Annotated in this window: 27 protein-coding genes and 1 tRNA gene; 14 read left to right on the top strand and 14 right to left on the bottom strand. The window is 59.8% G+C overall.

Annotation, left to right across the window (positions count from 1 at the left end):
* The first annotated feature begins 1 nt into the window (after position 1).
* The 3 genes from QP934_RS01275 (at position 2) to QP934_RS01265 (ending at position 1,125) form a co-directional block, all read left to right on the top strand.
* Complete coding sequence (locus tag QP934_RS01275) at positions 2 to 508, top strand: MarR family winged helix-turn-helix transcriptional regulator (RefSeq protein WP_419126583.1); 507 nt, start codon at positions 2 to 4, stop codon at positions 506 to 508.
* 5 nt (positions 509 to 513) lie between these two features.
* A complete protein-coding gene (locus QP934_RS01270; RefSeq protein WP_419126582.1) occupies positions 514 to 813 on the top strand; it encodes a molecular chaperone GrpE in 300 nt (99 codons plus the stop codon).
* Between the two features lie 108 nt (positions 814 to 921).
* Positions 922 to 1,125 carry a hypothetical protein gene (locus QP934_RS01265; protein WP_239272888.1) on the top strand — a complete coding sequence of 68 codons (204 nt, stop codon included), beginning with the start codon at positions 922 to 924 and terminating at the stop codon, positions 1,123 to 1,125.
* 56 nt (positions 1,126 to 1,181) lie between these two features.
* Here QP934_RS01265 and QP934_RS01260 read toward each other — a convergent pair whose 3' ends face one another.
* The 3 genes from QP934_RS01260 to QP934_RS01250 are packed head-to-tail and all read right to left on the bottom strand — an operon-like array spanning position 1,182 to position 3,759.
* On the bottom strand, positions 1,182 to 2,348 hold the full coding sequence (locus QP934_RS01260; protein WP_284838925.1) for an ABC transporter permease: 1,167 nt from the start codon (positions 2,346 to 2,348) through the stop codon (positions 1,182 to 1,184).
* Between the two features lie 3 nt (positions 2,349 to 2,351).
* The gene (locus QP934_RS01255) at positions 2,352 to 3,251 is read right to left on the bottom strand and encodes an ATP-binding cassette domain-containing protein (RefSeq protein ID WP_337887235.1); all 900 of its coding nucleotides are present in this window, start codon (positions 3,249 to 3,251) and stop codon (positions 2,352 to 2,354) included.
* 1 nt (position 3,252) lies between these two features.
* Entirely contained in the window at positions 3,253 to 3,759 is a 507-nt protein-coding gene (locus tag QP934_RS01250) for a hypothetical protein (protein ID WP_419126581.1), read from the bottom strand.
* A gap of 99 nt (positions 3,760 to 3,858) precedes the next feature.
* Here QP934_RS01250 and QP934_RS01245 point away from each other — a divergent pair, with 99 nt between their 5' ends.
* The gene (locus QP934_RS01245; protein WP_337887237.1) at positions 3,859 to 4,656 is read left to right on the top strand and encodes a MerR family transcriptional regulator; all 798 of its coding nucleotides are present in this window, start codon (positions 3,859 to 3,861) and stop codon (positions 4,654 to 4,656) included.
* Positions 4,657 to 4,939: 283 nt separating this feature from the next.
* Positions 4,940 to 5,341 (top strand): N-acetyltransferase, encoded by a 402-nt coding sequence (locus QP934_RS01240; RefSeq protein ID WP_349819239.1) that lies wholly within the window; start codon positions 4,940 to 4,942, stop codon positions 5,339 to 5,341.
* A 102-nt stretch (positions 5,342 to 5,443) separates the two neighbouring features.
* Here the strand turns inward: QP934_RS01240 and QP934_RS01235 are convergent, their stop codons facing one another.
* A complete protein-coding gene (locus QP934_RS01235) occupies positions 5,444 to 5,671 on the bottom strand; it encodes a Shedu anti-phage system protein SduA domain-containing protein (RefSeq protein ID WP_337887238.1) in 228 nt (75 codons plus the stop codon).
* Positions 5,672 to 5,745: 74 nt separating this feature from the next.
* Positions 5,746 to 6,354, bottom strand: coding sequence for a Shedu anti-phage system protein SduA domain-containing protein (locus QP934_RS01230; RefSeq protein WP_337887239.1), 609 nt, complete (start codon positions 6,352 to 6,354; stop codon positions 5,746 to 5,748).
* A 217-nt stretch (positions 6,355 to 6,571) separates the two neighbouring features.
* Between QP934_RS01230 and cmtR the strand changes: the two genes are divergently transcribed.
* Both cmtR and QP934_RS01220 read left to right on the top strand, forming a co-directional pair.
* Positions 6,572 to 6,931: a Cd(II)/Pb(II)-sensing metalloregulatory transcriptional regulator CmtR gene (gene cmtR / locus QP934_RS01225; RefSeq protein WP_239228077.1), complete on the top strand. Its 360-nt coding sequence runs from the start codon at positions 6,572 to 6,574 to the stop codon at positions 6,929 to 6,931.
* The gene (locus tag QP934_RS01220; RefSeq protein WP_419126580.1) at positions 6,928 to 7,530 is read left to right on the top strand and encodes a cadmium resistance transporter; all 603 of its coding nucleotides are present in this window, start codon (positions 6,928 to 6,930) and stop codon (positions 7,528 to 7,530) included. Before cmtR ends, QP934_RS01220 begins: the two co-directional genes overlap by 4 nt.
* A gap of 343 nt (positions 7,531 to 7,873) precedes the next feature.
* Here the strand turns inward: QP934_RS01220 and QP934_RS01215 are convergent.
* The 5 genes from QP934_RS01215 to QP934_RS01195 form a co-directional block, all read right to left on the bottom strand.
* Positions 7,874 to 7,947: transfer RNA gene (locus QP934_RS01215), tRNA-Arg, on the bottom strand.
* A 53-nt stretch (positions 7,948 to 8,000) separates the two neighbouring features.
* Complete coding sequence (locus QP934_RS01210; protein WP_337887241.1) at positions 8,001 to 9,587, bottom strand: alpha/beta fold hydrolase; 1,587 nt, start codon at positions 9,585 to 9,587, stop codon at positions 8,001 to 8,003.
* Between the two features lie 123 nt (positions 9,588 to 9,710).
* Positions 9,711 to 10,331, bottom strand: coding sequence for a LutC/YkgG family protein (locus QP934_RS01205; protein ID WP_337887242.1), 621 nt, complete (start codon positions 10,329 to 10,331; stop codon positions 9,711 to 9,713).
* A complete protein-coding gene (locus QP934_RS01200; RefSeq protein ID WP_337887272.1) occupies positions 10,328 to 11,833 on the bottom strand; it encodes a lactate utilization protein B in 1,506 nt (501 codons plus the stop codon). The genes QP934_RS01205 and QP934_RS01200 overlap by 4 nt, the downstream gene beginning before the upstream one ends.
* Complete coding sequence (locus QP934_RS01195; protein WP_340419715.1) at positions 11,833 to 12,618, bottom strand: (Fe-S)-binding protein; 786 nt, start codon at positions 12,616 to 12,618, stop codon at positions 11,833 to 11,835. The genes QP934_RS01200 and QP934_RS01195 overlap by 1 nt, the downstream gene beginning before the upstream one ends.
* Before the next feature lie 211 nt (positions 12,619 to 12,829).
* Between QP934_RS01195 and argS the strand changes: the two genes are divergently transcribed.
* From argS to thrB, 4 genes are all read left to right on the top strand, one after another.
* Positions 12,830 to 14,482 (top strand): arginine--tRNA ligase, encoded by a 1,653-nt coding sequence (argS, locus tag QP934_RS01190; RefSeq protein ID WP_419126579.1) that lies wholly within the window; start codon positions 12,830 to 12,832, stop codon positions 14,480 to 14,482.
* On the top strand, positions 14,483 to 15,820 hold the full coding sequence (gene lysA, locus QP934_RS01185) for a diaminopimelate decarboxylase (RefSeq protein WP_337888510.1): 1,338 nt from the start codon (positions 14,483 to 14,485) through the stop codon (positions 15,818 to 15,820). It abuts the gene before it with no gap.
* 176 nt (positions 15,821 to 15,996) lie between these two features.
* Entirely contained in the window at positions 15,997 to 17,340 is a 1,344-nt protein-coding gene (locus QP934_RS01180; RefSeq protein WP_225747109.1) for a homoserine dehydrogenase, read from the top strand.
* A 24-nt stretch (positions 17,341 to 17,364) separates the two neighbouring features.
* The gene (gene thrB / locus QP934_RS01175; RefSeq protein WP_419126578.1) at positions 17,365 to 18,294 is read left to right on the top strand and encodes a homoserine kinase; all 930 of its coding nucleotides are present in this window, start codon (positions 17,365 to 17,367) and stop codon (positions 18,292 to 18,294) included.
* Here the strand turns inward: thrB and QP934_RS01170 are convergent.
* From QP934_RS01170 to QP934_RS01155, 4 genes are all read right to left on the bottom strand, one after another.
* On the bottom strand, positions 18,281 to 18,940 hold the full coding sequence (locus tag QP934_RS01170) for a helix-turn-helix transcriptional regulator (protein WP_340419711.1): 660 nt from the start codon (positions 18,938 to 18,940) through the stop codon (positions 18,281 to 18,283). The two genes, thrB and QP934_RS01170, sit on opposite strands and share 14 nt — an antisense overlap.
* A 38-nt stretch (positions 18,941 to 18,978) precedes the next feature.
* A complete protein-coding gene (locus tag QP934_RS01165) occupies positions 18,979 to 20,811 on the bottom strand; it encodes an ATP-binding cassette domain-containing protein (protein WP_419126577.1) in 1,833 nt (610 codons plus the stop codon).
* A gap of 3 nt (positions 20,812 to 20,814) precedes the next feature.
* Positions 20,815 to 21,579, bottom strand: a complete 765-nt coding sequence (gene modA / locus QP934_RS01160) for a molybdate ABC transporter substrate-binding protein (RefSeq protein WP_419126576.1) — start codon at positions 21,577 to 21,579, stop codon at positions 20,815 to 20,817.
* A 66-nt stretch (positions 21,580 to 21,645) separates the two neighbouring features.
* Entirely contained in the window at positions 21,646 to 21,906 is a 261-nt protein-coding gene (locus QP934_RS01155; protein WP_049378366.1) for a DUF2249 domain-containing protein, read from the bottom strand.
* A gap of 66 nt (positions 21,907 to 21,972) precedes the next feature.
* On the opposite strand from QP934_RS01155, the gene QP934_RS01150 reads away from it, so the two are divergent.
* Genes QP934_RS01150 through QP934_RS01140 form a run of 3 tightly spaced genes read left to right on the top strand, consistent with a single transcriptional unit; the run spans position 21,973 to position 25,585 of the window.
* The gene (locus tag QP934_RS01150) at positions 21,973 to 23,052 is read left to right on the top strand and encodes a hypothetical protein (protein ID WP_419126575.1); all 1,080 of its coding nucleotides are present in this window, start codon (positions 21,973 to 21,975) and stop codon (positions 23,050 to 23,052) included.
* The gene (locus QP934_RS01145) at positions 23,039 to 24,217 is read left to right on the top strand and encodes a beta-carotene 15,15'-monooxygenase (protein ID WP_419126574.1); all 1,179 of its coding nucleotides are present in this window, start codon (positions 23,039 to 23,041) and stop codon (positions 24,215 to 24,217) included. Before QP934_RS01150 ends, QP934_RS01145 begins: the two co-directional genes overlap by 14 nt.
* Positions 24,218 to 25,585 carry a multicopper oxidase domain-containing protein gene (locus tag QP934_RS01140; protein ID WP_419126573.1) on the top strand — a complete coding sequence of 456 codons (1,368 nt, stop codon included), beginning with the start codon at positions 24,218 to 24,220 and terminating at the stop codon, positions 25,583 to 25,585. It abuts the gene before it with no gap.
* Positions 25,586 to 25,607: the final 22 nt, after the last annotated feature.

Below are 25,607 nucleotides of genomic sequence, written 5' to 3'. Positions count from 1 at the left end.
CATGCCTTATCAAACTCGCTGGTTAAACGACGAAGAACAGGAGCTATGGCGCCTGTTGCTTGCCGCTGTGCGCAAAATAGATAGGGGAATGGATGAAACGCTGAAAGCCGGCGGGGAAGTCTCTGCCTCCGAGTTTGCCGTCTTGGTCGCTCTTTCAGAGGCGCCCGAACAGCGCCTGCGCCTGCGTGAGTTGTGCACGCAGCTAGAGTGGGGCCGCTCTAGGGCCTCGCACCAGGTAACCCGAATGGAAAAGCGCGGCCTATTGTTTAAGGAACCGGACGAGGACGATGCCCGCGGTATCAATGTGTGCGTAACGCACGCCGGTTTAGAACACCTACGCCGCGCCGCCCCCGAACACGTGGAATCGGTGCGGCGCATGGTCTTTGATCACTTGCAGCCCGAGGATATCCCGGCGCTTAAGCGCTTTTTCACCGGAGTTGTGCAGGTGACTAACCTGCCAGGCTACGAGGGGTATGTGCCGGATTCACTACTACACGGAAAGGATTAAGCTCCATGATGGGCCAAGAGCTCTTTGAGCACCCAAAAAAGCAATATAAAACCTACGGCATCACCGCGCTGGAGGAGCTTAGCCCACGAATCGGCGACCCCGAGGCGCACTTGGAGGATACGGCTAGCGCAGAACAAGTCGCCGCAATGGAAGAGGTGTTAGAGGCGTACCCAGACTCCGCGCTGACCTACGACCAAGACACCGAGCTGTGGATCGTAGGTGCGGAGGAAGACATCGAGCGCATGCTCGCGGATCGCGAGTCTTTCGTAGAGGCGCTGCTTAATAACGAGGACCCGGGGATCTAGAGTTCGGACTTCGGCGTCAATCAAAAGTGCGAGGAATGCGGCCTTGTAATCACTTAACTGTTAAGATATCCGTAGTTAATCCTCGGTGGATCGAAAGGTTTTATCATTATGAACGAGCGTGAGGCTCAGGAACAGCGCGAAGCAGCAGCTCGCGATAAGGGCAATGGCTGGGTTCCAGTATTCCTTCAGTGGATTCCTTCCATGCTGCTATCCGTAGTGATGCTGGCAGCCATGTTCCTCGGCATGTACTACATCGAGCACGGCACCTTGGACATCACCCAGCCGATCACCAATGAGTTCATCACTCAGTAGCTTCGGCACATAGAAGAATCCGGCTCCCGCACAATCGGCGGGGAGCCGGATTATTTTTATTTGCCCAAGGCTTGGCGCCAGGTCATTTTGCGTCCATTATTCAAAATGGCGCGGCGGTAGATGCGACCGACTAGCACGATAATCAGTGCGGTCACCACAGCCATGAGCACATAGCTAGCTAGCAAGCCCAACCAGCTGAGGTTGCCCCCGGCCACCTGCAGCGGAGCGACCAGCATGGACACCGGCGGCAACCAGGTCATGACTTGCATCCACGTGGCATCCAGGTGCATCCAGCCGAACATCGGTACATACATGGTGGCAAAGACAAGGAACAGAATCGGTGTCTGCGTGGACTGGAGATCCTCGGTGCGCTGCACCATCGAGCCGGCTGCAGCGTAGAGGCTGCCAAAGAAAAGCAGACCTAGAATCTCGCCAACAAGGAGGACCGCTACCAAGCCATAGTCGAGCTCGAGGTCACTAGCCAAACCGGACGCAGCAAGCGAGATCGCGCCACCGCCCAGGATGAGGAGGGTGGCCAAGAAACCGATGATGGTATTGCCCAAAATCTTGCCGGCCAGGAAGTCCGCTGGGCGCACGGAAGATAGGATAATTTCCACTACGCGGGAGGACTTTTCCTCGGTGACGCGGCCGCCAATCAGACCAGCGAAAGTCATGACGGAAAAGACTACGACCATGGCTCCGATCATGACGGTGGCAACGCCGGCCAACTTTTGTTCAGTGCCGTCCTCTTCTTCTAGGTTCACCTGATTGACCGTGGTGGACGGGGTAGCCTTTTCTAACTCTTGCGGGTCGATATTGAGCTTATCCAGCGCCGTTGCTTGTGCTTGAGAAGCAACGATTTGGTTGACCGTGGTAGTTACCGCGGCAGGCGTATCGCCCTTGCTGAGGAGATCCCAACCGTCGTTCTCTGCCGGTACTAGGGCGGCATCGGCCTCGTCATTTTCCACCAATTGCTGGGCTTCCGCGCGGTCTTTTGCCTCTGTGGCATCGATACCGGAATCATCAAAGGCAGACGCTTCCATCCCCACGATAGCTACGGAATCCGGTTCGTCATCGCCGCTGAAGAAATTGATAGCAATGGGTGCGATAATGGCGCCGAGGATGAGTAGCAGCATTGTGCCCACTACCATCTTCGACTTCAGTGCGACTGCCATCTCACGCTTGGCTACAACCCCGATGGTCTTCATTGCAGAATACTGCATGGCTTAGGCCTCCTCATTCTGGTTGCTGGTGACGACGTCCTGGAAAAGCTCGGTCAGGTCTGGGATCTTGCGGCCGAAGGAATGCACCGGGCCTGCGGCAAGGGCTGCCTGCAGGATTGTCTGATCATCTACGGCGGGATCGGCTTGGAGCACTACGGCATCGGCAGTTTCTGTCACCAGCTCTGTGCTTTCCGGGTACCAGCCGCGCGCTGGGGTAGCGACCTCGAAGCGAGGCGGGCCTTGGCTGCGCAGCTTATCGACGCCCCCTTCAGCCACCATATGCCCCTTCGTCACAATGCCCACGCGGTCACACAAGCGCTGCACCAGGTCCAACTGGTGCGAGGAGAAAATGACGGGCACGCCGCGATTGGCGCGCTCGCGCAGCATGTCCGACATGACGTTGACCGCAACCGGGTCTAGGCCGGAGAAGGGCTCGTCCAGAATCAGCATGTCAGGATCATGGATAAGGGAGGCCGCCAGCTGCACCCTCTGCTGGTTGCCCAAAGACAGGTCATCGAGCTTATCGTTCATGCGCTCGCCCAAGCCCAGCTGCTCAAGGAGCTCAGCGCCGGCGCGCTTGGCGGCAGACTTGTCCATACCGTGCAGCGTGCCAAGGAAGACCAACTGGCTGAGCAGCGGCTCTTTGCCATAAAGGCCGCGCTCTTCCGGCATATAGCCAATGCGGCGGCGGTTATCGTCATTAATCGGGGCGTCATCAAAGTAGACTTCGCCGGAGTCTTTCGCCAGCACACCTAGTGCAATGCGCATGGTGGTGGACTTTCCGGCGCCGTTGGAGCCGACAAACCCGAAGATTTCGCCCTCGCCAACGCTAAAGGTCATATCCCGCAGGGCTTGCGTCTCCCCGAAGGATTTATTGAGGTGGTCAATGGTCAAAGTGGGCATATTAGTGCTCCGTGTTCTGGTTGAAGGTTAGTGCGTAGCCGACGGCGGGCAGGGTGGTAGAGATGAAGAAGCTAAAAAGCAGAAAATAGCCGGCCCCAAGTAAGTATTTGGTACCAATAGTGCCGGTAATCCCTCCTCCGAAAAACCAATTTCCCACGAGGAGCGTGGCGAAACCGCCGACAAATAGCAGGGAAGTAGACAGCTTGAAGGCCCTGCGGCGCCACTGGTCGAGGACCTGGGCCTCGTACTCATCAAGAGAGGACAGCGGCTTGCGGTCTTTGGAATCAATGGATACCCGCAGAATGGTCCATGGAATGCAAGAAAGCACCATTGTTATAGACATTCCCAACAGTGCCCAGTGAGAAGAAAGTGCCAATGCGAGGATGAGGAAAATCACGGATACAGCTACGCAGCCATACATTGACGCGATTAATCCACGGGTGGGGCCGGGACGGCGGAACCGTTTGGCGCGGATCGTTGTTGAAACTGGGGCGTCGTTTGCTGTCATGCACCCAAGTGTTGCATAAACCCAACACTCTGGCAATAGTTTCTGCAGATTTTTCTTTGAGGTTGACCCTGACGTGGCGTTAGGCGCGACAATGTAGCCATGGACGACATCGATGAAGTTCTTTATACCGTTGGCGAGGTAGCAGCGCTTTTTCGCATTACGGTGCGCACCTTGCACCACTGGGAGGCACAAGGCTTGCTATCTCCCACGTGGCGCAGCTGGTCCAATTACCGGCTCTATACCGAACAGGACTGTGCCCGTGTGCAGAAGATTCTGATCTACCGCGCCACCGGTATGAAATTGACCGATATTAAACAGCTGCTAGATGGCGGTGCCTCAGACATAGAACATTTGCGGAGGCAAAGGCAAAGCTTGCTTGCTCAACGCGACAACCTCACTGAAATGCTGGCAGCGATTGACACCTTGATGGAGGATGCAATGGATAACCGAAAGCTCACTGTGGAAGAAATCGGACAGATTGTCGGCGATGCTAACTTCGCCGCGCATCAACAAGAAGCCGAAGAGGCCTATGGATCGAGCGAGGACTGGGCTATGTATCAGCAGCGCACTGCCGGCTGGTCGGAGAAGAACTGGAGCGATGCCCAGGCGGGAGTGGCTGAGGTAGAGAAAGAGCTGGCCCAGGCCGTAGCGAGCGGTGTGGCTGCGGGGTCGGAGGAGGCCCAGGGGATCGTCGAAAAGCACCGCGAAGCATTAAGCGCCTTCTTTCCCGTCACGCCAGCGAAGCACTTCCTAATCTCGCGCGGCTACGTAGCTGACGAACGCTTCCGTGCCCACTATGAGACTCAGCAGGAGGGGTTGGCGCAGTGGCTGGCAGACGCGATTGAGCATGCAGCTAAGGCACAAGGGGTGGATACCGCAAACCCGGAGTGGGGATAGGCGGCTCGTGCGCCCTCAGAGAAATCCGAGACTGCGCGGTCCGATAAAAACAAATAAACCGCTGGCCTCTAGAAAAGCCTAGTGTCCAGCGGCGGGGGTTCGAAAAACTCCTCCACCTGCTCCAACCCCAACCCCCTATCGCCCAGTGTTCCACGGCCTCATCCGAAATGTTCCACGACACCACGCTTATCTGGAAAGTCACTGCCGCGCTCCGGCACCCGTTTCGTAGCTCGACCCGGTCCGCGAGGGTTGCGTCCACTAGCGTGGTGTATCTGTTACCCGGGTGAAGCCTCGTTTCGGTGCGCATAAAGGCGACCACCGCGTAGGTCATATCGCAGCGTCCCCAGTCACATTTGATTCTACGGAAGGGTGGTTCGGTCTTGGCCCCGTATCAGGCTTGCCGGATCAGCAGGGAAATGGAATCGGCAGTGCGCTCATCAAAGCCCCTCTAAACCAGTTAAAGCAGGCGGGTGCTGCTGGCACCGTTATTTTAGAGGAGCCGGAATATTGCTGCCGCTTCGGCTTTAAGCAGATACCAGGACCGTATTTTCCTGACACGCCGACTGAGTATTTCACTGTCCTGCCTTTTGGACACGAGACCCCCGCGGGGCCGTTCGCTATCATCGCGCGTTTGGCTAGCGCGAAAAATTTGCGTTCAGAATATCTCTATGAGTCAAGAAGGTGATGAATCAAGACTTCGGGGCTTTCACGAAACCCCTGACCAGTTATATCAGATCCGCGGCTACACGACAGTAGTCAAACAAATGCCGCGAGGAGGAACTTCGTCTTAGAACTCAAAGTCAGGAACCTCCGTCTCCGTGCCTTCTCGCTTCTCGGCAAGCTCCACATTCCACCGCGCCCGCTCGACAAGTTCGTCAAAGGTAAGCACCTCCGGTGACTTAAGGTTCGAGCGGAAACTTTCAAAGCTACGGAACTTCGCGTCAATCCGGTTTCCTTGCGAGCTGCACAAGTCGCTCATGTAGCCGATCACCAAAAACGAGCGTGGCTCGACCAAATTCGCACCGTCGCCAGTGCTGCCTCCCTCGGTGTTCCTCTCGGCAATCCAGCTAGCGTGGCTCTCTTTGGCGACTAGAACCGTTTCTTGGCCTGGGCTACTGCGCCGAAGAAATCGCGGCTGATCCCGTAAACATCACTGCGGTATTGGTCCCATGTCAGCAAAGGCGTGTCCGGGTGTTTAATCTCTGCCAGCGCCACTGAACGCAGCAGGCCGTTGGACACTAAGAAGGCGTCGGCGCGTTTCCCGGAAGCGTGCAGGTTTGCTCCGCGAACTGTTTGCTCAAGTTTTCCCTCGTCCCAAGTGGTGTAGAGTCTACCTCCGAGACCAACGCCGAGGGCCCATGGGTTGGCTTCGAGAAGGTTCTGCCACGCCTTCTCAGCGCCACCCGCCGCGTTTTTCGCTTCGGCAAACGCTTCGTGGTCGTCGAGCCACGATTGCATAGTGTTAACGACGTCGCAACGGTTCTTCAGTTCCTTGATCTCGGCGGCCGAGGTCTCGGTTTCTACGAGTGCCTGGAGCGCCTTAGGGTCTCGCTTGTACAACCGCTGAAGTTCGCTTTGGTCGGCGATGATGCGGTTGAGGACGTCATCGTCAACCCTGGAGGTTTTCTCGCCGGTAACGGGAATCGAGGCGAGGCTGCGGGTGAGGTCGATGAGTTTGTTTGAGCCTTCCCGGTTCAAGACGACGACATCATCGAGTTTCGGTCGTTCGAGTCTCTTCTTCGCGCCTGAAAACAGACCTCGCCAACTACGCCAGGCTCGCGCACAACTTGGATCTCGAGCTGGCGACGCTGTTTCGCAACTTTGCCAGAATCTCTGCCACTTCCACTGTCTTCTGAGCAGCACACACCACTACATCGGACTTGACATGTTCAGTGATCGCTGTATAGTTCAGTCCATGCTGACTATTGCTTCACGTCTCGATGTGATGAACCGCCTGGGTCGTGCACTGGCCGATCCCACTCGATCGCGGATCATCTTGACCCTGCTCGACCATCCCGCTTACCCGGCGGAACTGGCTCGAGCTTTGGACCTGACACGCCCGAATGTGTCCAACCACCTGGCATGCCTGCGTGATTGCGGGATCGTCGTCTCCGAGCCCGAGGGTCGTCGGACACGATACGAGATTGCCGATCCGCACCTGGCGCAGGCGCTGACGACACTGGTCGATGCCACCCTGGCAGTAGACGAAGACGCCCCGTGCATGGATTCCGCCTGCTCGCTTCCCGGATGCGACGTAGCTGGGGAGGGCGCATGATCCTCACCACGGTCTTGCAGGCGATAGGCCTGTTCGCAACTACCAACATCGACGACATCATCGTGCTCTCCCTCTTCTTCGCGCGAGGGGCAGGCCAGAACGGAACCACCGCCCGTATTTTGGCCGGCCAGTACCTCGGTTTTGCCGGCATCCTCGTCGCCGCGATCCTTGTGACCATCGGCGCCGGAGCATTTCTGCCCCCGGCCGCTATTCCATACTTTGGTCTCATCCCTCTGTGCATCGGCCTCTGGGCCGCATGGCAGGCGTGGCGCGGAGACGATAACGACGATGACGACGAGGCCAAGGTTGCCGGCAAGAAGGTCGGCGTTTGGACAGTCGCAGGCGTCACGTTTGCCAATGGCGGCGACAACATCGGTGTCTACACCCCTGTATTCCTCAGCGTGGAACCTCTCGCGGTAGTCGCCTACTGCGTTATCTTCCTCGCGCTCGTTGCGGTCCTGGTGGCCCTGGCAAAGTTCGTCGCCACCCGCCCCCCGATCGCGGAAGTGCTCGAACGCTGGGAGGGTATCCTCTTTCACATCGTTCTCATCGGCCTCGGCATCGTGATCCTCGTCAGTGGCGGAGCCTTCGGGCTCTGACGGAGCAGCAGTGTTCCAAACGGCCCCGACCGGGCGCACCCCTCTCGGTTCAGACCCCAACAACTACCCGTAGCCAGTCCTGTGGGATCACAGCAACAAGACCGCTATGAAGCGCTGCAAAAAACCGCGCCACCAGATGAGTACGGAAACTCTTCCGCGGCTCGGTCCGCGCTCATAAACAATCCGCGCTATAATCCGAGCAGCAACGGCGTTCAGACAAAGAAAAATGACCCCTCCGAACGAACGGAGCGGGTCATTTTTGTGTTCGCGGCCGTTTTCCTTCGGCCGGCAGGAGGTTTCGTGAAAAGATTGGAACAGTTTCGTGAAACCCCACTTCTAACCGTGTCCCCGACAGGGATCGAACCTGCGACCTTCGGTACCGGAAACCGATGCTCTAATCCGCTGAGCTACGGAGACATCGCTGGGAAAATTCCCAACGATGTGATTTTAGCGCATGGATTGGCGGGAGACTAAATCAACCCGGGGGCGTCGGCAGTAGTGACTTCGCCGGTGCGTAGGTAGTGCACGCCAATGTCATCAACGACCTTATTCTTAGAAGCAAAGTGCGCATGGCCGGGGCCATGGACGGTGACCACGCGGGAGTGCATCGGCTTCGAGAGGCTCGTGTGGTACTGGTACGGCGTTTGCGGGTCGCCCGTTGCCTGAATCTGAAGGGGCTTGGTGGCGAGCTTGGAACCGTCGAGAGGCGCCTGGCCCGTGACCGGCGCACGTCCACCGCAGCCCGCGCCGGAGCCGTAGAGAGAGTTGACTTGGGTGAAGGGATCAGCGGTGACGAAGTTGGACCATAGGTAGCTCGGGTACAGCAGCGGATTTCCGGGCACGGTGTTTTCATTGCAAACGATGAGGTTTTGCATATTTATTGCTTGCGCGAGGGACTCCTGTTGTTTCTGCAAGGCGTCCGGATCGGCCTGCTCCGCATCCATAGGTTCGCTACCGTTGAGGTGCTTGGCAAAGGCATCCCATTGCGAAGGGGTCGGTACAACAAGGGGGCGAGTCATGTTCAGTAACGGGGAGGCTGCCTGCACGGCGTTGGGGTTGTGAATCTTCTGGCTGAGGAACTCCGCCTGCACGCGCAATGGGCCGGTGGCGGTCATGATGTCCGCACCAGGCTGACCGGCAAACTCGAGTCCTGGAGGTAGGTCACCAATCTTGGCGTTCGGTGGCAAAACGGTAGGGCGTACACCTGCCTCACGAGCTACCTTTTGAGACCACTTTTCATAGACCTGCAGCGGGGTGGTGCCGAGGTGGTACTTGGCATCATTTTTGGCGATGAACCCGAAGAGATCGTGCAGTGCCTTTTCATAGCCGCGTTGTTGCGAAGCAAAGATGCCATTCCATGCCAATTTGGGGCTCATACCGGAGTCCAACAAGACCTTGCCGGTGTGCTCCGGATATTTGGTGGCATAAGCGGAACCGAGGTAGGTGCCATAAGAAGTACCGGCGATATCAATCTTGTCCTCGCCCAAGGCGCGGCGAACCATCTCCCAGTCTTCCAAGGTATTGGCGGTGGTTAAAGAATTGGTATAGCCCGGGGTGTTCTTCTCGCAGGCATCGCGAGTGAGTTTTCCTACCTGCAGGCTATCTCGGAGTGGGTCACTAGCAGCCGAAGCATCGCACTTGACTGGGGTGGAGCCTGGCAGGCCGCGTGGCTGTACGCCGATGGTTTCCCATTCGTCGCGCACGGCCTGTGGCCACGGAATGGTGCTATTGCCGGCCCAGCCATAAGCATCGCCGCTTGGGCCACCGGGGTTGGTAAACAACGCGCCGCGGCGGGCGCCTGGGTTGGCGGCGGGAACGCGCACGAAGCCGACGCTAATCGTGCCTGCCTTTGGGTTGTCGTAGTACGTGGGGACTTCGATGCGCCCGCATTCGGCGTTGTCGATGTCTACCTGCTCGGGGCAGTCTTCCCAGGAAATAGCGGGCTTGGTTTCCTGCGGTGCGGGTGCAGGTGCGGCCGTGGCAATCGGTGCAGTGATGCCAACGGTGAGAGCGGCAGCGCCGAGTGTGGCCGCAAGCTTAGAAGAAAAAGAAAGCATAGGTTAGGTCTCCAGAATAAAAATGATTGGTAGACCTAGCCTATGCTTTTTGATGCCTCTGGCATCATATTCACAGTAGGTGGGTGCCCTCACCGGCCGGGGCAGGAGAGGGGCTACACAGTACTACTTGACGATGACAACGATGAGGTCACGCGGGCCGTGTACGCCCTCGACGCGAGCGAGCTCGATATCAGAGGTAGCGGACGGGCCAGAGATCCACGTTGCCGGCTTCTCCGGGTTCATACGGGAGATGACCTCGGGGATGCCGTAGACGATTTCATCCTGGTGGACGATGCACAGGTGGCGATCCGGAACCAGGGTGAGCGCGCGACGGCCGCAACGCTCATCAGACTGGAGCACGATGGTGCCGGTCTGGGCGGAGGTGACGTGGGAATAAGTGACCACAGCGTCGGTCTCATTCAGCGTGCGCGGATCGACAGACTTATCGTCTGGCTTGGCGTCGAAGCCCTCGAAGAGGGTGGCGTCCATGCCTTCGGCGTAACGAATGTCGTTGCACTCGCGGTCCTTGAGGATCGTGGCGATGGCCTGCTTGAGCTCGCCTTCCTCGGTGACGTGCACCTCGGCCTTGTAATCCTCGAGTCGGTCAATGAGCATATCGCGCAGCTCGTCCGCGTTCAGGGTGCCCTCGTGGTGGTAGTCGCGCGGGGCATCAACGTGGTCGGGCAGACCAGCCTGCTTCTGAGCGGAGCGGATGCGGCTTAGGATTTCCTGCTTTGCGTTCACTTTTTGGACTCCTCACGGGCCTCGGCAAGAAGTTTCTTGCCTTCTTCGGACTCGAACCACTGGCGGAAGGACTTCTTTGGCGGAACCGCGGTATCGCGGCCTTCGGACCAACCGGACATAAACAGTGGCAGGGATTCGATGGTCTTGTTGGTGCCACCCAAGATGCGGCCCAAGGCGACCATGTGGGTTGCCTTGTTCCACAGCTTCGGGTTGCTCCACAGCAGCTGAATGGTCTTGAAGAGCTTCGGCTCGATTGGTGGGGTGGCGTGGGTGACCTTCTGGTGGCGGTTTTCCAAAATGACGTCGGAAAGCGGAATCTTCACCGGGCACACCTCGTCGCAGCGGCCGCACAGGGAGCACGCATAAGGCAGGCTGGCGGAAGGATCGTTGTGGTCCTTCATGCCGGTCAGCTGCGGCGTCAGGGAAATGCCGATCGGGCCAGGGTAGACGGAGCCGTAAGCGTGGCCGCCGGCGCGCTCGTAAACCGGGCAGACATTCAGGCAAGCCGAGCAACGGATGCACTTGAGAGCCTGATGACCAATCGGGGAGGACAGGGCCGCGGTACGGCCGTTATCCAGCAGGACCAAGTGGAAGTTCTGCGGGCCATCGCCCTCAGTAACGCCGGACCACATGGAGGTGTACGGGTTCATACGCTCCGCGGTGGAAGAACGCGGCAGCAGCTGGAGGAAGACCTCCAAGTCCTGGAAGGTAGGAACCAGCTTTTCAATGCCCATCACGGTAATGAGGGTCTCCGGCAGGGTTAGGCACATACGGCCATTGCCCTCGGACTCCACGATGTTGATGGTGCCGGTTTCTGCCACACCGAAGTTAGCGCCGGAGATGGCGACCTTTGCCTGCATGAACTGCTCGCGCAGGAACTGGCGGGAAGCCTCAGCCAACTCCGCCGGCTCTGCCTGCAGGGTGTCATCGGTATTTGGCATCTTGTTGACGAAGATATCGCGAATCTCCGCGCGGTTGCGGTGGATTGCCGGAACCAGAATGTGGGACGGCTTATCTTCGCCCAACTGCACGATGAGCTCTGCGAGGTCGGTCTCGCGAGCGTTGATGCCCGCTGCCTCCAGGTGCTCGTTCATGCCGATTTCCTGGGTGGCCATGGACTTAACCTTGACCACATCGGTCTCGCCGGTGGCGCGAATCAGACCTTCGATGATCTGGTTGGCTTCCTTGGCATCGCGTGCCCAGTGGACGATGCCGCCGCGAGCCTTGACTGCCTCTTCGAACTGCTCGAGCAGTTCAGGCATGCGGGCTGCAACATCTTCTTTGATGGCGGAACCTGCAGCGCGCAGCTCCTGCCAATCATCCAGCTCTTCTACAGCGTTGGAGCGCTTTTCACGAATGGTGGTGGTAGCGTGCTGCAGGTTGTGGCGCTGGGTGGCGTTATTAAGGCCAACGTGAGCCAGTGGGACGAAAGCCTTGCTGCCGCGCAAATTGCCGTAGCCTTCCGGCGCGCGCGGTGGGGTGGTATCGAGGAAAGAGGTCATTAGAGCATCGTCTCCTTGGAGTAGGCGGCGGAGGTAGGAGTCCATGGGTGCTCCTTGGTAGAAGCCAAGATCTCAGCCATGTGAACGGCGCGGATACCGGAACGCTGGCGGCTCAGGGCACCACCGATGTTCATCAGGCAGGAAGAGTCACCGCCGGTGACGTATTCAGCCGCGGTTTCCTTGATGTGGCGGGTCTTATCGGTGACCATCGCACGGGATACCTCTGCATTCTTGATGGCGAAGGTACCGCCGAAGCCACAGCATTCTTCCTTATTGGGAAGTGTGACTAGGTCAATTCCTTCTACTTCCTGGAGAAGCTGCAGTGGGCGGTCGCCCAGCTTCAGAAAGCGCAGGCCGTGGCAGGAAGGGTGGTAGGTCACGCGGTGTGGGAAGAATGCCCCCACGTTGGTAACGCCTTCTACGTCTACCAGGAATTCCGGCAGGTCCAGGGTCTTCTGGGTGGTCTTGCGCGCGCCGTCAACGTCGGCGGAGTTGCCAAATCGGTCAGCGATGCGCTCGTGCTGCTCGCGAACGGCGCCGACGCAGGAGCCGGAAGCCGCGACGACATAATCAATGGAGGGATCGGCAAAGGCGTCCGCATAGGAGCGGATCATTCCCAGGGTTTCCTTCTGGTAGCCGGTATTGATGTGCATCTGGCCGCAGCAGGTCTGTTCCTCCGGGAAGACCACCTCGTGGCCCAAGCGGGAGAGAACCAGTGCCGTTGCCTTTTGTACGTCCGGGAAAAGGGCGTCACCAATGCAAGTGGAAAATAGCGCAATGCGCATACGGTGCTCCTCGTTGATTTTTTACATGGGGGTAGCCATAACTCTACTCCTTTTAAGCAGTACGTGCGTAATGTGTCCCCCGCTTGACCAGCAATTATTTCGCAATATTAGTGTTGCAGAAAACTGCTATCAACCGTTTGCGCTGCAAAGGCGAACTTTTTGCTATAGCCCTTTTCACACTCGTCTTTTCAGTGAACTAGAATCGTGCGACATGACTCCAGCTGATTTGGCCACACTAATCAAAGAAACCGCCACCAAGGTTATGGCGGACCACGACCTTGATTCCTCCGTTTTGCCTGAAACGGTCACTGTAGAGCGACCTCGTAACCCTGAGCACGGTGACTATGCCACCAACGTGGCGCTGCAGGTAGCTAAGAAGGCCGGTGCTCACCCACGCGAGCTAGGCGGCTGGCTGGCAGCGGCGCTCGCGGATGATGAGGCCATTTCTGAAGCAGATATTGCCGGCCCAGGCTTTATTAATATTCGTCTTGCTGCCGATGCACAGGGAGAGATCGTTGCCCAAATCCTGCGGGCAGGCCAGGATTATGGCTCTAATGACTCCTTTGCCGGCAAGAAAGTAAATCTGGAGTTTGTTTCCGCTAACCCGACTGGGCCGATTCACTTGGGCGGTACTCGCTGGGCGGCTGTGGGCGATTCTCTCGGCCGCGTATTGGAAGCATCCGGCGCGCAGGTTACCCGCGAGTATTACTTTAACGACCACGGCGGCCAGATTGATCGTTTTGCCCGATCCTTGGTTGCCGCAGCTAAAGGGGAGCCGACCCCAGAGGACGGCTATGGTGGTGCCTATATTCAAGACATTGCTGCCGCTGTGGTGGAAAAGAATCCTTCCGCGCTCGAGGGCACTGCCGATGAGGTTCAAGAGGCCTTCCGTGCGGATGGCGTGGAGATGATGTTCGCGCAAATCAAGCAATCCCTGCACGAGTTTGGCGTGGATTTCGATGTGTACTTCCACGAGAATTCACTTTTTGAATCGGGTGCCGTTGACGCCGCCTTGGATAAACTCAAGGCAGAGGGCCACCTGTATGAGGCAGAGAATGCCTGGTGGCTAAGGTCCACCGACTATGGCGACTCCAAGGACCGCGTAGTGGTGAAATCCGATGGCAATGCGGCCTATATTGCCGGCGACATCGCTTATGTGGCCGATAAGTTTGACCGCGGTCATGACTTGAATATCTATATGCTCGGCGCGGACCATCACGGCTACGTTCCGCGGCTGAAGGCTGCGGCAGCAGCGCTGGGCTATGACGCCGATGCGGTGGAGGTACTCATCGGTCAGCTGGTCAACCTGCTGCGCGATGGCCAGCCGGTGCGCATGTCGAAGCGGGCGGGCACAGTCATCACCATGGAAGATCTTGTTTCGGCTATTGGCGTAGATGCCGCGCGTTACTCGCTGGTGCGCTCTTCTGTGGACCAGAGCATCGATATTGATTTGGGTCTGTGGGAATCCCAGTCTTCGGATAATCCGGTGTATTACGTGCAATACGGCCACGCCCGCCTGTGCTCCATCGGCCGCAAGGCAGCCGAGCTGGGCGTCGATTCGGAAAGTGCGGATCTCTCCTTGCTCACCCATGATCGCGAGGGTGACCTCATCCGCACCCTAGGCGAGTTCCCGGCCGTGGTGGAAGAAGCCGCGCAGCTGCGCGAGCCGCACCGCATCGCCCGCTATGCCGAGGACCTCGCTGCGGTCTTCCACCGTTTCTATGACTCCTGCCAGGTCTTGCCCAAGGCGGGCGAGGATGAAGCTCCTATTCACGGCGCCCGCCTCGCGTTGGCGCAAGCCTCCCGCGTGGTCTTGGCCAATGCCTTGACCATGGTGGGCGTAAGCACCCCGGAGAAGATGTAAGTGGCGGATTTCAATGAGCTGCCGGCCCACGTCTGGCCGCGCAATGCAAAGCGCGAGGAAGACGGCGTAGTAACCATTGCTGGTGTTCCGCTGCCGGATTTGGCGGAGGAATTCCAGACCCCACTTTATGTCTTCGATGAAGATGACTTCCGGTCCCGCTGCCAGGACATGGCCCGCGCGTTCGGTGGACCCGAGCATGTGCACTATGCCTCCAAGGCCTTCATCTCAAAGAAGATCGTGAACTGGGTCAATGAGGAAGGCCTGTGCTTGGACGCGGCCTCGCTCAATGAGCTCAAGATTGCCTTGGCCGCAGAGTTTCCGGCCGAGCGCATCACCACGCACGGCAATAATAAGGATGAAGAGTATCTGCGCCTGTGCGTAGATGCCGGTGTGGGCCACGTGGTCATTGACAACGAGCTCGAGCTGGAAGAACTCAATCGCATTGCGGGCGAGGCCGGCAAGGTCCAGCCGGTGATGATCCGCGTCAAGCCGGGTGTTGATGCGCATACGCACGAATTCATCGCCACGGCGCATGAGGACCAAAAGTTCGGCATTTCGCTCGCCACGGGCGCGGCCTTTGCTGCGGCCAAGCGTTGCTTGGAGGCGGATAACCTGCACCTGAGCGGCCTGCACTGCCACGTGGGATCCCAGGTCTTTAATGCGGAGGGCTTCAAACTTGCCGCGGAGCGCGTCATGGGGTTGTACCGCCAGATTTATACCGAGCTGGGCGTGACGTTGGAAGAGCTCGATCTGGGCGGCGGCTTTGGTATTCCCTATATGCCTTATGAGGAGGCGCTGGATATCGAGCGCGTGGCCGGCGATATGCTCGGCGCGGTCAAGCACACCGCAGAGGAGTTGGGCATTGAGGCGCCCTTCCTCTTGGTTGAGCCTGGTCGCTCCTTGGTTGCCGGCTCTGCGGTGACCGTCTACCGCGTGGGTACCGTCAAGGATGTAGAAACTGGCAAGTCAGATCTGCCGCTGCGTCGCTATATCTCCGTCGATGGTGGAATGTCAGATAATATCAGGCCAGCGCTCTACGGTTCGGCCTATGATGTGCGGGTGGTCAACCGCTTTAGCGATGGGGAAGAGGTGCCCTCCCGCGTGGTGGGCTTCCATTGCGAGTCCGGCGATATTCTCCTTGAGGACGGCGAGCTACCCAATGATATCCAGCCGGGAGACTTGATCGCCTTTGCGGCGACTGGCGGCTACCAGTACATGATGTCCTCGCGCTATAACGGTGCGGTGCGCCCGGCGGTCGTCGCCACGCGCGTAGGCGAGACCAAGCCTATGCTGCGCCGCGAGACCATCGAGGATCTTCTTTCCCTCGAAGTGGACTAGCCCGGCTACTCGGTCCCCGTCACAGCGCCTAATTTAATTCAGGCCCTGTGACGGGGGATTTTCTATCTATAGACCCATTTACGGCGAAAGTAGACAGCTTGTTCTGTATAGTGTCCTGTATCCGCAATTAGCGGGCACAACACCTTTACCCCCAAACCGCACAATGGAGACGGATTATGGCTGCATCTACTAGCGAGCTTCAGGCACACAAGCATTCCGGCAAGGGCGAGGGCGAGACCGTTGGCATCGCCCTGCTGGGCTTTGGCACCGTGGGTGCTGAGGTCTTCCGTCTGCTGGGAGAAAATGCTGATGCCTTTGCTCATCGCATCGGTGGTCCAGCCGAGATTCGCGGCATAGCCATCCAAAATAAGAATAAGCTGCGCCCAGGCGTGCCCCAAGAGCTTTTGACCGATGACGCCAAGGCGCTTGTCGCCCGCGATGATATCGACCTCGTGGTTGAGGTAATCGGCGGTATTGACTTCCCGCGCGAGCTGGTGCTCGCCGCACTTAATTCGGGAAAGTCCGTGGTGACCGCCAACAAGGCCCTAGTGGCCGCGCATGCTGACGAGTTGGCGGAAGCCGCCGACCGCGCCGGCGTAGATCTTTACTTCGAGGCTGCCGTGGCCGCTGCCATCCCAGTGGTAGGCATGCTGCGCCGGTCCTTGGCCGGCGATCAGGTAGAGCGCATCTCCGGCATCGTCAATGGCACCACCAACTTTATCCTGGACGCGATGGAGTCCACGGGCGCTTCCTATGACGAGGCGCTGGCAGAGGCTACCCGCCTAGGCTATGCCGAGGCCGATCCCACCGCGGATGTCGAGGGCCACGACGCCGCTTCTAAGGCCGCCATCATGGCGTCTTTGGGCTTTCACACCCGAGTGAAGTTCGAGGACGTCCACTGCGAGGGCATCACCAAGGTCACCGCTGCGGATATCGCCGCGGCAAATGATGCCGGCTATTCCATCAAGCTACTGGCCATTTGCGAGCGCCTCCAGCGTGCCGATGGCTCCGAGGCCGTCAACGCCCGCGTACACCCCACCTTGGTGCCTAAGGAGCACCCCTTGGCTTCCGTGAGCGAGTCTTATAATGCCATCTTCGTTGAGGCAGAGGCCGCAGGTTCCCTGATGTTCTACGGCAACGGCGCGGGCGGCAATCCTACGGCGTCTGCCGTGCTTGGCGACGTCGTCGGGGCAGCCCGCAATATCGTCCACGGCGGTCGCGCACCGGGCGAGAATACCTATGCCAACCTGCCTATCGCAGACTTCGGTGAGGTAGAAACCCGCTACCACATCGATATGGAAGTCCAAGACCGCACCGGTGTGCTGGCCGCCATCTCCGCTGTCTTTGCCGACAATGACGTTTCCCTGCGCACCGTGCGCCAAGAAGACGGCGCGGACACCGCCCGCCTCATCGTGGTCACCCATGCCGCAAAGGAGGCCACCTTGGATACCATTGTGGCTGCTTTGGGCGAGCTCGAAGAGGTCAAGGCTGTTCATTCCGTAATCCGCCTCGGCAGCTAGCCCGGAGCAATAGACTGGACAGCTATGAGTATTGAAGTTGAAGTCGGCACCAAGGCAATCGTGACCGTTCCTGCCTCTACGGCGAACCTTGGCCCGGGATATGACACCTTGGGCATGGCGCTGAGTCTGTATGACACGGTTGAGGTAGAGGTCACCACCTCGGGCCTTGTGGTGGAGATTTTCGGCGAGGGTGCAGAAGACCTGCCGCGCGATGGCTCCCATTTGGTGGTCAAGGCGATTCGCTCCGCGCTCTCGGCAGCCGACGCCACCGTGCCGGGTCTGCGCGTGGTCTCGCATAATACTATCCCGCAGTCGCGCGGCCTAGGCTCTTCCGCTTCTGCCGCGGTGGCAGGCGTGGCCGCCGGCAATGCGCTGGCGGGAAGCCCCCTGACCCAGGAGCAGGTGGTGCAGCTTTCTTCCGCCTTTGAGGGTCATCCCGATAATGCCGCCGCCTCCGTGTTGGGCGACGCCGTGGTGTCGTGGACAAATGTCCCCGTCGACGGCCATTCTTTGCCGGACTACCGCGCCGCGTCCATCAAGGTGCACGAAGATATCCGCGCCACCGCGCTCGTGCCAGATTTCCACGCCTCCACCCAGGCGGTGCGCCGCGTCTTGCCGTCGCACGTGACGCATTCGGATGCGGCGTTCAACGTCTCGCGCACCGCGGTCCAGGTCGCGGCGTTGCAGAACTACCCGGATCTCCTGTGGGAGGGAACTCGCGATCGCCTGCATCAGCCGTACCGCGCGGATGTGCTTCCCGTGACCGCGGAGTGGGTGAACCGCCTGCGCAATCGCGGCTATGCGGCCTACCTCTCCGGCGCTGGCCCCACCGTGATGGTGCTGCACACCGACGACATCGATGAGGGCATTCTTGCCGACGCCCGCGAACAGAACCTCCGCGTCATCGATCTCACCGTCGCCGGCCCCGTCAGGGTGGAGCTTACGCAGGCTTAATTTCCAGCCTGCACACGTTGTGAGGCTGGCGCGGCACCAAGTTAATAGTGGTGTCTTCATCGCTGGTTTCTTGCAGGAAGCCAGCGTGTACCGCGCACAGGAACGGCGAAGGCTTAAGCCCCGAAGAGACAAACGGGCAGGCATGGAGCTCGATGTCGGTTGAATCAGGCTTGGTGGCAGGATCAAAGCCCATATCGCGCAGGGTGGCAAAGAGCGTATCGAGCGCGCCATCGGAGGCGTCGGCACCTGCGGCGCGCGCCCAGCGTCGCCCGATCTCGAGGGCCTTGGTCGAGGCGGCGTCATCAAGCTCTTCCTTATCCGCCAGCATCGTGGTCAGCACTTCCACCAAGGTGATGTATTCCTCTGCTACCGCTTTATTATCCGGTACGCGGGCTTGAAATATGAGGGAGGGGCGCCCGCGGCCCTTACTCGGCGCGGAGACTACGTTGACGGCCCCAGCGTTGACTAGCTCATCGATGTGTCCGCGGGCGGTGTTGACGTGCATGCCTAGTTCCTCGGCGACGGTGCCGGCCTTGGCGCCTTCGGGGTGGCGCTGCACAGCGGTGAGCACCTCGCGCTGCTTGGGCGAGAGGTTGAGGGCCTCCGGAAAGAGTTCGGTGGTGGGCCGGGGAAGTGAATCAGGCATGGTGGAAATCCGCCTTGGGATCTGCGAAAACAGAAATATTAGTTGGGGTGGACAAAAACGTTTGCTTTAGACACTGTTAAGGATACGATGTTACCCACCCCAACGTCTAAAGCGAACTCGCGGTTTATCGGTACGCACGCCTCGTGGCCGCCCAGATCAACGCGCAGCTGCATCGCCGCGAGGCTGGTGGCCTCGACTGCAAGGACTCGCACCGTCCACTGATTGCACGTTTCCTGCGCGGCGCCAATTGTAGCCGCATGCGGGTCAAAGGTCACCGCCACCTTCTGGCCGGGCGCAAGAGACGCATGCTCCGTGGCCGCCAGAACGGTAATATCGCCGCACGCGACCTCTACGGCGGACGCGCCGATCTCGGTTACGGTTCCTTCGAGGCGGTTAAGACCCGCTAGCGCCGCAACGAATCCTGTTGGCGGTGCCTCAAGCAGACGCGCGGTTGCGCCGTGCGCCCGCACCTGGCCGGATTCCATGACCAGCATGTCCCGCGCCAGGTTCGCAATGTCGAGCGCATCATGGGTCACAAGCAGCGTGGTCCGGTCTTTGCGCGCCGCGTGCAAGAAGCGGCGCCACCTCTCGGCCGATTTCACGTCGACTGCGGCCAGGGGCTCGTCCACAATCAACACCGCCGGCCGTGCGGCCAGCGCGCGCACCAGCGCCACGTGGGCGGCTTGGCCGCCGGAGAGGGCGGGAACGGGGACGTCGGCAAGCTCGTGCAATCCCGCTGCCGTCAGGAGCTCCTGCGCACGTACCTTATCGCGGGTGACCATGGCAACCGCCTCCACGGCCGTCGAGCGCGGCGGCAACCCCGGCCGCTGGGTGAGCAAGACAACGTCGGCGCCCTCCGGGGAGACCTCCCCGCCGCTCAGACGCCCAGCAATGCGCCCCATGAGCGTGGTTTTACCGGAGCCGTTTGGGCCCACTATGGCGGTAATAGCGCGTGGGGAAAAGTCCGTGCGCACCCCATCGACCTTCACGGAGACGGCCGGAACCTCAGCGGGTCGGGTGAGCTCGCGCAGCTTGTCGACGTCGAAGGTGTGCAACTTCCGCGCCTGCGGCTGGTAGCTTCGCCGCCGCAGGGCAGGCAAGCCTGCCAGTGCCAGGCATAGTAATGCCAGGCCGATGAGCAGCGCCGAAAGTACATAAGCGCCGTCCGCGTCGACCTCGCGCTCTAAATAAATGCCCAGCGGGATGGTGCGGGTAACACCGGGCTGCGAGCCGGCAAAGGTCAAGGTCGTGCCGAATTCGCCTAGGGATCGGGCGAAGGCTAAGCCGGCACCGGTCGCCAGAGCGGGCGCAATAGAAGGCAGGGTGATTTTGCCGAGTATCTCCCAGCGCCCCAAGCCCACGCCGCGCGCAGAGGCGAGGATTTCCTGGTCTAGCTGGCGCAGCGCCGAATCGACCGCCACCACCACAAAGGGCAGCGCCACAAAAGTCTGTGCCATAACGACTCCGGGGAAGGCGAAAGCGAAGTGGATACCTAGGGCGTCGAGAAGCGGGGCCAGATACCCCTTGCGGCCGAAAGCTGCGGTAAGTGCCAAGCCGCCCACCACCGGTGGCATGGCCAGAGGGAGGTAGACCAAGAGGCGTACTACGGCGCTGCCGCGGCCGAGCTGCTGCACCCACAGGGCCAGCCCCAAACCCAGCACGAGCGCAAGGACCATGGATTGGAAGGCGGCTGCCACTGAGATGAGTAGCATGTCTCGGATCTCGTCACGCGCGAGGTAGTCGCCGATGCGATCCCACGGCACGCGCAGCCCGAGGGCCGCCACCGGAACAATGATGGTGGCTACCGCAATGAGGCCAATGAGGCCGATAAGAAGCGGGGCTTTGGGGTGAAGGGGCTGGGGTGCGGACATAGCCTACTCCGCCGGGGTGAAGCCGCGGTCGCGCCAGGTGGAAGCAAAGTCAGTAGCCAAAAGATCTAGGACTTCCTGCGCCTCCTTGGGGTGTTCGGCTTCGGTAGTGACTGCGCCGACGATCTGGTTGGCGAATTTGTCCGCCCCAGGAATGGCAATTACTTCGACATCATCGCCAGCTGCGGCGGCATCGGTGGAATACACCCATCCGGCATCGGCTTCACCCGCGGACACTTTTCCTAAAACGTCCGCTACCTGGCGCTCTTGGGAGGAAGGATGGACGTCAAGTTGCTTGTCATCGATGATCTGAGAGGAGATATCGCCGCACGGTACCTGCGGATCACAGAGCACAAAGTGGCGGGCGCGGGAAAGATCCTGCAGCGAGTGAATATTGGCCGGGTTTCCCTTAGGCACCACCATGACCATGACGTTGGTGGCAAGCACCTTAGGTTTGGTGACGGTGCCGTCTTCTACTGCTTGGTCCATGGTTTTCTTGGACGCCGTGAGGAGAAGATCTGCTGGGGCGCCCTCGCGCAGCTTGCTCACGAGATCGGAGGAGCCGCCATTGTCAAAGCTCAGATTCATTGGCGGCTCAAGCTGGCCTGCGCGTTGAGTGAGTTTCTCATTGATGACGCGGGTGGAGGACGCAGCCAGAACATTAAGCGTAGGAGCATCCGCGTCCTGGGCGGAGGTCGTTGACGTTGGGGGAGCGCAGGATGTAAGGGCGAATGCGATGGCGGCGAGGAGTGCGGCGGCGCGCTTCTTCATCTGCGGAGGGCTCCTTCTACAGCGGTAGTGTGACCTATCCAGGATAGCCCTCCGCTCTGCGAAGGTTTAGCTCACGCGGGTGAACTTGATGTGGAAGTCGTTTTCTTCTTCCTTGAGGTAGTCCAGCTCGAATTTTTCCTCGCGAGCCTCGACTTCCTTGAGCAGTGGAACTGGATTATGCGGAGCGATGAGGATCATGGATTCGCCCACGTTGAGGGTGCCCAGCGCGCCATGGATGGCGCCGTGGCGAACGGCGTGCGGAATTTCGGAGGCGTTCAGGGTCGGGATGGAGTGCGGCTTATTGGCATCGGAAATGGGCAGTTGCATGGTTTGTAGTCCTTTCTAAAGGGGTGCGAGTTTCGCTCTGCTAGCAATATTAGTACGATAAAACCCGTGCAAAATAATAGCGTGGCGCATCGCTTCATCTTCCTCGCCTTCGCAGGCCTATCGCTGCTGGTAGGCCTAGCTGCGGGCGCCACTCTTTTGGGGTTGACCGCCACCCCCGGCGCGTCCTTTGCCGCCGACCACGGACCGCTCATGGTCTTCGGCTTCGTGGGCGGAGCCATCGGACTGGAGCGCACCGTCGCTGTGCGCACCTCGTGGGCATGGGCCGGGCCCGTATGCCACGTTGCCGGCGTGCTGGGCATTCTCGCCGGCCTGCCGCGAGCGGTCCCCGCAGTGTGTTTTGCCGCCAGCTTCCTTGTGCTTGGCTTCATTTACGCCACCATCTATCGCCGCCAGGCGAGCCTCGCGATCCTGGTGCAGGCAGCTGGCGTAATCGGGGGAGTAGCAGCCGCTGCACTGTGGGCCATGGGCCCGGGGTTCGCTGCGGCGATGCCGTTGTGTGTCCTCTACGCCGTGGCCACCATCATCGGCGAGCGCATGGAACTAGCGCGCGTCACCATGGCCGGAACCCGCGCCGAAAACCACCTGACCCTCCTAGTTCTGGGGCTGGCGGCGGCCAGCGTCATCTACGTGCTTGCCCCGGCGGTGGGATATCGCGCCATGGGCTTGGTGCTCATCGCCATCGCTGCGGCCACCGCGCGGGTAGACGTGGCCAAGAATCTGGTGCGCTCTCACGGCCTGCCGCGCTACTCGGCGACGTGCATGTTGGCCGGCTATGGCTGGCTCGCCCTCGGCGGTTACCTCTGGCTGCTGCACGGACAGTCCACCGGCTTTGCCTATGATGCCTCAGTGCACGCCATCTTCTTGGGCTTTGTCATGTCCATGATTTTCGCGCACGCTCCTATCATCTTCACCTCCGTTATCCGCCGCCGATTGCCGTATCACCCGGTGCTCTACGTGCCGGTGGTGCTCTTACATGGCGGCCTCGCGTTGCGCCTCCTTGCCGATTGCGCTGAGCACACCACTGCCCTCCACACCGGCGGGGTGATTACGATATTCGCAGTGTTAATTTTTCTCGCCTGCGGCATTGCCTTGACTGCGAAGGAGGCGCGACGTGCGCATTCATGACGTATCCCTGGCCGCGCGCGGCCGCTGGCATACCCTGAGCGCCGCCATTATTGGCTTGTGGATCTTTATCGGCCTCGGCGTTCTCATTGTCGCATCCTTGGGTGCACCTGTGGTGTGGTGGGATATCATCCACCCCTTTACCATTGGCGCGCTGACCACGGCGATCATCGTCTTTTCCACCCATTTCACTGAGGCGTTGACCCGGACTGCGGGTGGGGATTATCGGGGCGTCGGCAGTCGCGTGGGCCTAGTGCAGCTCGGGCTAATCCTGCTGCTCATTGATAGGGCGGGGTATGACTGGGGCCCGCTTGCCGACGCCGCCTCTGCCCTCATCATCGCCGCCCTCACCTGGCACCTGTGGTTCGTCGCGCGGCGCCTTCGCGGCTCATTGTCTGGTTCTTTTGCCGTGACCGTGCCTTTTTATATCGCGGCGGCCGTGTTCATGATTGCCTCCGTGGTGCTTGTCATCCTCAGCGGTAATGGGGTAGGCGAGTATTCCCTCCTCGTCGGCGCCCACTCGCGCGGCATGATCTGGGGCTTCGCGTGGCTTACCGTCATCGGCACGGTGGTCACGTTGCTCCCCACACTATCGGCGACCGCGATTTCACCCACCGCTCGCGCGCGGTGTACTCGCGCGCTCATCGTGCACTGCGTTGGCTTGTCCTTGGCGATGGCGCTATACGCGGTGGGCCTTACCCGCGTCGCAGGCGTGGCCCAACTGCTCGTGGTCCTCGCGGCGGTGCTCGTCATCCAGCCGGTGCTTGCCACCGTCATGGGCCGCTCGCCGCGGCTGACCACCGCCACCGTTGCCGTCATCGCCGGACTGCTGTGGATGTTGGCGCTGTGTGCCGGTGACGCCATTTCCGCAGCGGTGGGCGCTTACCCGCGCACCATCACGCTGGTTTTGCTGCCCGCCTTCCTCGGTGCCGGCCTCTTGCAGTTGGTCACCGGTGTCCTTCACCACTTGCTACCCATCCTTACCGGCGCACGCCCTGATACCACCGAGCGCACCGGCTACGCCCGTTTGCTGCTCATCAACGTGGGCGGACTGCTGACATTGCTAGGCGCTACCGTGGCCGGGCTTATCATGATGGGGATAGGCCTTGCCACCAACGTTATTGCCGTCGGCCGAGCCATCTACCTACAGAAAAGACTGGAGAGTTAAATGCTGAGCGTTTCTTCCTCACAACCTGCGGAAAAACCCGCGCCGAAGGATTCATCGTGGGCCTCGTGGCTGCTCATCGGCATCGCGCTGGCGGCGGTCATCGCGCTCGCGGTGGTCAATTCCACCGGCAAGGGCACGGAGTCTGCCGCACCGGTATCCTCTGGCGAAACGAAGACCATTGACGTGGGCGTGGATGGTATGGCCTTTACCCCCTCGTCCATCGACATCGAGCCCGGCACCCACCTGGTGGTCAACTTCACCAACTCCGGGGACCAAGTCCATGACCTTAAGATTGGCGACGCCGAAACCGGCCGCGTTGACCCAGGCGAGACCGTCCAACTCGACGCCGGAGTCATCGACTCCTCCGAGGAAGGCTATTGCACCATCGCCGGCCACAAGATGCAGGGCATGACCTTCCAGGTCAACGTGGGAGACGGCGCCGCTGCAGGACATGACCATGCGGTGTCCTCAGCTAGCAATCCGCACGTAGACGTGCCAACTGCCTCCGAACTCGGCGCACAGCGCGACGATTTTTCCGCCTTTGACGCCACCTTGCAGCCGGCCGCTGAGACGAAGACACACAAAGAGACCTGGACGATGACCGAGGAAGTCGTGGAGGTCGCCCCCGGCATCAAGCAGATGCGTTGGCTCTTCAACGGCCAAGCCCCGGGGCCCACCCTGCGTGGCAAGGTGGGCGATAAGTTCGAAATCACCATCAAGAACGAGGGCTCCATGGCCCACTCCATTGACTTCCACGCCGGCGAGGTCAACCCAAATAAGACCATGAAATCTATCCAGCCGGGCGAGGAATTGACCTACAAGTTCACCGCGAACCGCTCCGGCATCTGGATGTATCACTGCTCCACGATGCCCATGTCCCTTCACATCGCCAACGGCATGGCCGGCAATGTCATCATCGATCCGCCGAACCTCAAGCCCGTTGACGCGGAGTATAACTTCATGGCTACCGATGTCTTCCTGGGCGAGGAATCCACCGGTGCCGACGCCCAGCGCGTTGCCGACGGCCGTTTCGACCTCATGGCCTTCAATTACTACCCTGGCCAATATGACGCAGAGCCCATCAAAGCCAAGGTAGGCGATACCGTCCGCCTGTGGTTGACCAACTTAGGCCCCGACCAGCCGCTGAGCTTCCACGTTGTGGGCGAGCAATTCGATACCGCCTACAAGGAAGGCGCCTACCTCATCAAAAATGAGGACTCGACCGGCTCGCAAGCCCTGGACCTCCTCCCGGCACAAGGAGGATTCGTCGAGATGACGTTCAATGAGCCCGGTACTTATTCCTTTGTCAATCACATCATGACTAACGCGGAGAAGGGCCAGCACGGCAAGTTCATCGTCACCGAGTAGCCCCTGTCTCTTATACACATCT

The sequence above is a fragment of the Corynebacterium sp. MSK122 genome, assembly GCF_030229435.2.
In the GTDB taxonomy this organism is placed as follows: Bacteria; Actinomycetota; Actinomycetes; order Mycobacteriales; family Mycobacteriaceae; genus Corynebacterium; species Corynebacterium marquesiae.
Note: the sequence above shows the minus strand (reverse complement) of the source record. Positions and strands in the feature narration are given on the sequence as shown.